Below are 3,890 nucleotides of genomic sequence, written 5' to 3'. Positions count from 1 at the left end.
CGCGAGGACCTCGGCGTGCCGCAGGCCCAGGCGCGCCGGGCGCCCGTCCCGCCGGGCGACGACGGGGGTACGCGCCCCGAGCAGCGGCAGTGTCAGGGCCGTCCGGGCGGGTCCGCCCGGGGGCAGCCGCAGCAGCCAGCCCTCGCCGAGCGGCTCCAGCACCCCCGCGACGGGCCCGCCACCCAGCGGCACCCCGCCGACCGCGACGCCGTCGACGACGACCCGGTCCCCGCCGTCGGGCAGGGCGATCCGCTCCGGGAACTCACTGCCCGGCGACGCGGCCAGCACCCGCCCGTGCGCGGACAACAGCGCGCCCGGGGTGCCGCCGAGTCGGGTCAGGTGCGGCCAGTACTCCTCGCGCAGCCGCCGGTCATGGGCCTCGGCGATGGCCAGCAGCCGGTGCTCGGCCAGCCGCGCGGCCGCGGTGACCAGGGCCAGCGTCGTCGGGTGGAAGCTCTCCTCCGGCCCGGTGACGTCGACGGTGCCCACCACGCGTCCGGTCGCCGGGTCGCGCACCGGGGCGGCCGCGCAGGTCCACGGGTGGTAGGCGCTGACCAGGTGCTCGGCGGAGTGGATGCGGACCGGCGCGGCGCCGGCCAGCGCGGTGCCCATCGCGTTGGTCCCGACGGTGTCCTCGCTCCACCGGGTGCCCTCCACCAGGTCGACCCGCTCGGCCCGGGTCAGCACCGCGCGGGCGCCCTCGCGCCACAGGATCCGGCCCTTCCCGTCGGTCACGATCATCATGTGCCGGGCCTGCTCGGCGGCGTCGGTCAGCGTGTCGCGCAGCACCGGCAGCACGGACGCGAGGGGGTGCGCCGCCCGCCGGTCGGTGAGCTCGGCGCGGTCGTAGTCGTGCGGGGGACGGGCGCGTTCCGGGTCGACCGCCGCGGCCAGCGAGCGGGCCCAGGAGGCGCGGACCTCGGGCCGGACCCCGGCGCCGCGCGCACCGGGGGAGCCGCCGAGCACGGCGTCCCGTGCCTGCTCGTACACCCGGCGATCCGCGTGCTGCGCTGCCACGTCCTCACCATTCGGTCAGCTTTGCCTTACCTGAATCGAATCCGCGTCATCGGCACTCACCGGAGGGTCAGGTTCCGCATCTGCGTGCAACTTCCGTGCAACCCCCACCTTCCTAGTGTCGGCGGTCACGCGCAACGTGCGTTCCGCACCGCGCCCTCGGTTCGACGAAGCACCTCAGGGAAGGACCATTCATGGCCGTCTACGCCAACCCCGGTCAGCCGGGCAGCGTCGTCTCCTTCAAGCCGCGCTACGAGCACTTCATCGGCGGCGAGTACGTCGCTCCGGTGAAGGGCCAGTACTTCGAGAACCCCACCCCGATCACCGGTGAGAACTTCACCGAGGTCGCCCGGGGCACCGCGGAGGACGTCGAGAAGGCGCTCGACGCCGCGCACGCCGCCGCACCGGCGTGGGGGAAGACCTCCGCGGGTGAGCGGGCGAACATCCTGAACAAGATCGCCGACCGGGTCGAGGCCAACCTCGAGCTGATCGCCATCGCCGAGTCCTGGGACAACGGCAAGGCCTGCCGCGAGACCCTCGCCGCCGACATCCCGCTCGCCGTCGACCACCTGCGCTACTTCGCCGGTGCGATCCGGGCGCAGGAGGGCACGTCGTCGGAGATCGACGCCGACACCATCGCCTACCACTTCCACGAGCCGCTGGGCGTCGTCGGCCAGATCATCCCGTGGAACTTCCCGATCCTGATGGCGATCTGGAAGCTCGCCCCTGCGCTCGCCGCCGGCAACGCGATCGTCCTGAAGCCCGCCGAGCAGACCCCGGTCTCGATCCACGTGCTGCTCGAGCTGGTCGCCGACCTGCTCCCGCCGGGCGTGCTGAACGTCGTCAACGGCTTCGGCGTCGAGGCAGGCAAGCCGCTGGCGTCGAACAAGCGCATCCGCAAGATCGCCTTCACCGGTGAGACCACCACCGGCCGGCTGATCATGCAGTACGCCTCGGAGAACCTGATCCCGGTCACCCTGGAGCTGGGTGGCAAGAGCCCCAACATCTTCTTCGACGACGTCGCCTCGCAGCAGGACGCCTTCTACGACAAGGCGCTCGAGGGCTTCGCGATGTTCGCCCTCAACCAGGGCGAGGTCTGCACCTGCCCGTCGCGCGCCCTCGTCCAGGGCGGCATCTACGACGAGTTCATCGAGCAGGCCGTCAAGCGCGTCGAGCAGATCAAGCAGGGCAACCCGCTCGACACCGACGTCATGATGGGTGCGCAGGCCTCGAACGACCAGTTCGAAAAGATCCTCTCCTACATCGACATCGGCCGGCAGGAGGGCGCCAAGGTCCTCGCCGGTGGCGAGAAGGCCGAGCTGGGCGGCGACCTCGCGGGTGGCTACTACATCAAGCCGACCGTGTTCGAGGGCAACAACCAGATGCGGATCTTCCAGGAGGAGATCTTCGGCCCGGTCGTGTCGGTCGCGCGCTTCAGCGACTACGACGACGCCATGAAGATCGCCAACGACACGCTCTACGGCCTCGGCGCCGGCGTGTGGAGCCGCGACGCGAACACCACCTACCGCGCGGGCCGCGAGATCCAGGCCGGCCGGGTGTGGGTGAACAACTACCACGCCTACCCGGCGCACGCGGCCTTCGGTGGCTACAAGCAGTCCGGCATCGGGCGCGAGAACCACAAGATGATGCTGGACCACTACCAGCAGACCAAGAACATCCTGCAGAGCTACTCGCCGAACGCGCTGGGCTTCTTCTGATGGGTGAGCCGGACGTCGGCGCCACCCCGACCGAGCGGGTGACGCTGACGCCGGCCGCCGCCGATCTGCTGGTCAGGCTCACCGACCTGCACGGTCCGCTGATGTTCCACCAGTCCGGTGGGTGCTGCGACGGCAGCGCCCCGATGTGCTACCCGGACGGGGACTTCAGGACCGGCGACTCGGACGTCCACCTGGGAGACCTGCAGGTGGACGGTGTCGGGAAGCCGATCGGCTTCTGGATGTCGGCATCGCAGTACGAGTACTGGAAGCACACGCATCTCACGGTCGATGTCGTCAAAGGACGCGGCAGCGGGTTCTCGGTCGAGGCGCCGGAGGGCGTCCGGTTCCTGATCCGCTCGCGGCTGTTCACCGACGACGAGTACCGGGCGATGCAGGACTGACCACCCCACCACGGCCCGGGACGACCGTCCCGGGCCGTGGTCGTCCCGGCCGAGGAGCACCGATGACGCACACCCTGCGCGGACTGATGGGCCTGCCGGCGGAACCGGCCCCGTTGTCCCGCTCCGCACTCATCATGATCGACCTGCAGAACACCTACACCGAGGGCGTGATGCGGCTGGAGAACGTCGAGCCGGCCCTCGGGGAGGCGGCCGAGCTGCTCGACCGCGCCCGCTCCGCCGGGTCCCGGATCATCCACATCCGGCACGACGCCGGCGAGGGGAGCCCGTACGACGTCACCGCGTCGATCGGCGCCATCCACGACTCGGTCGCCCCGCGCGACGGCGAGGCCGTGGTGACCAAGAACTTCCCCAGCGCGTTCGTCCACACCGGGCTGGCAGAGCTGCTGGAGGGCTACCAGGACCTGGTGCTCGCCGGGTTCATGACGCACATGTGCGTGAACTCCACCGCGCGCAGCGCGTTCTCCGGCGGCTACGTGCCGACCGTCGTCGCGGCGGCCACGGCCACCCGGGCCCTGCCCGGCGTGCACGGCACCGTCCCGGCGTCCGAGGTCCACGACGCGGCGCTGGCCGGCCTCGCCGACCTGCCCGCGATCGTCGTCCCGGACCATAAGGCCGTCCCCTCCTGAGTCCTGCCCCGCCCCGCGGCACGCAGGTGCGCGGGGCGGGTCGGCTCAGAGGGCGGCGTCGATCGCGGCGAGGGTCGCGGCCGCGGGGGCCGCGATGCCGACCCCGCGGC

The 3,890-nt window shown here is 71.7% G+C and carries 4 protein-coding genes; 3 read left to right on the top strand and 1 reads right to left on the bottom strand.

Annotation, left to right across the window (positions count from 1 at the left end):
* On the bottom strand, positions 1-1,017 hold a 1,017-nt coding region (locus GTW08_RS10560), incomplete at its 3' end, for a GAF domain-containing protein (RefSeq protein WP_346009887.1).
* Between the two features lie 191 nt (positions 1,018-1,208).
* On the opposite strand from GTW08_RS10560, the gene GTW08_RS10555 reads away from it, so the two are divergent.
* The 3 genes from GTW08_RS10555 (at position 1,209) to GTW08_RS10545 (ending at position 3,780) form a co-directional block, all read left to right on the top strand.
* Entirely contained in the window at positions 1,209-2,732 is a 1,524-nt protein-coding gene (locus GTW08_RS10555; protein ID WP_073576753.1) for an aldehyde dehydrogenase family protein, read from the top strand.
* Positions 2,732-3,133 carry a DUF779 domain-containing protein gene (locus GTW08_RS10550; RefSeq protein WP_161151831.1) on the top strand — a complete coding sequence of 134 codons (402 nt, stop codon included), beginning with the start codon at positions 2,732-2,734 and terminating at the stop codon, positions 3,131-3,133. The genes GTW08_RS10555 and GTW08_RS10550 overlap by 1 nt, the downstream gene beginning before the upstream one ends.
* A gap of 62 nt (positions 3,134-3,195) precedes the next feature.
* The gene (locus GTW08_RS10545; RefSeq protein ID WP_073576751.1) at positions 3,196-3,780 is read left to right on the top strand and encodes a cysteine hydrolase family protein; all 585 of its coding nucleotides are present in this window, start codon (positions 3,196-3,198) and stop codon (positions 3,778-3,780) included.
* Positions 3,781-3,890 lie beyond the last annotated feature (110 nt).

Source organism: Pseudonocardia sp. SID8383 (assembly GCF_009864975.1).
GTDB lineage: Bacteria > Actinomycetota > Actinomycetes > Mycobacteriales > Pseudonocardiaceae > Pseudonocardia > Pseudonocardia alni.
Note: the sequence above shows the minus strand (reverse complement) of the source record. Positions and strands in the feature narration are given on the sequence as shown.

Coding starts and splice junctions, on each gene's coding strand:
- GTW08_RS10555 (WP_073576753.1), top strand. CDS start 1,209: ATGGCCGTCTACGCCAACCCCGGTCAGCCGGGCAGCGTCGTCTCCTTC.
- GTW08_RS10550 (WP_161151831.1), top strand. CDS start 2,732: ATGGGTGAGCCGGACGTCGGCGCCACCCCGACCGAGCGGGTGACGCTG.
- GTW08_RS10545 (WP_073576751.1), top strand. CDS start 3,196: ATGACGCACACCCTGCGCGGACTGATGGGCCTGCCGGCGGAACCGGCC.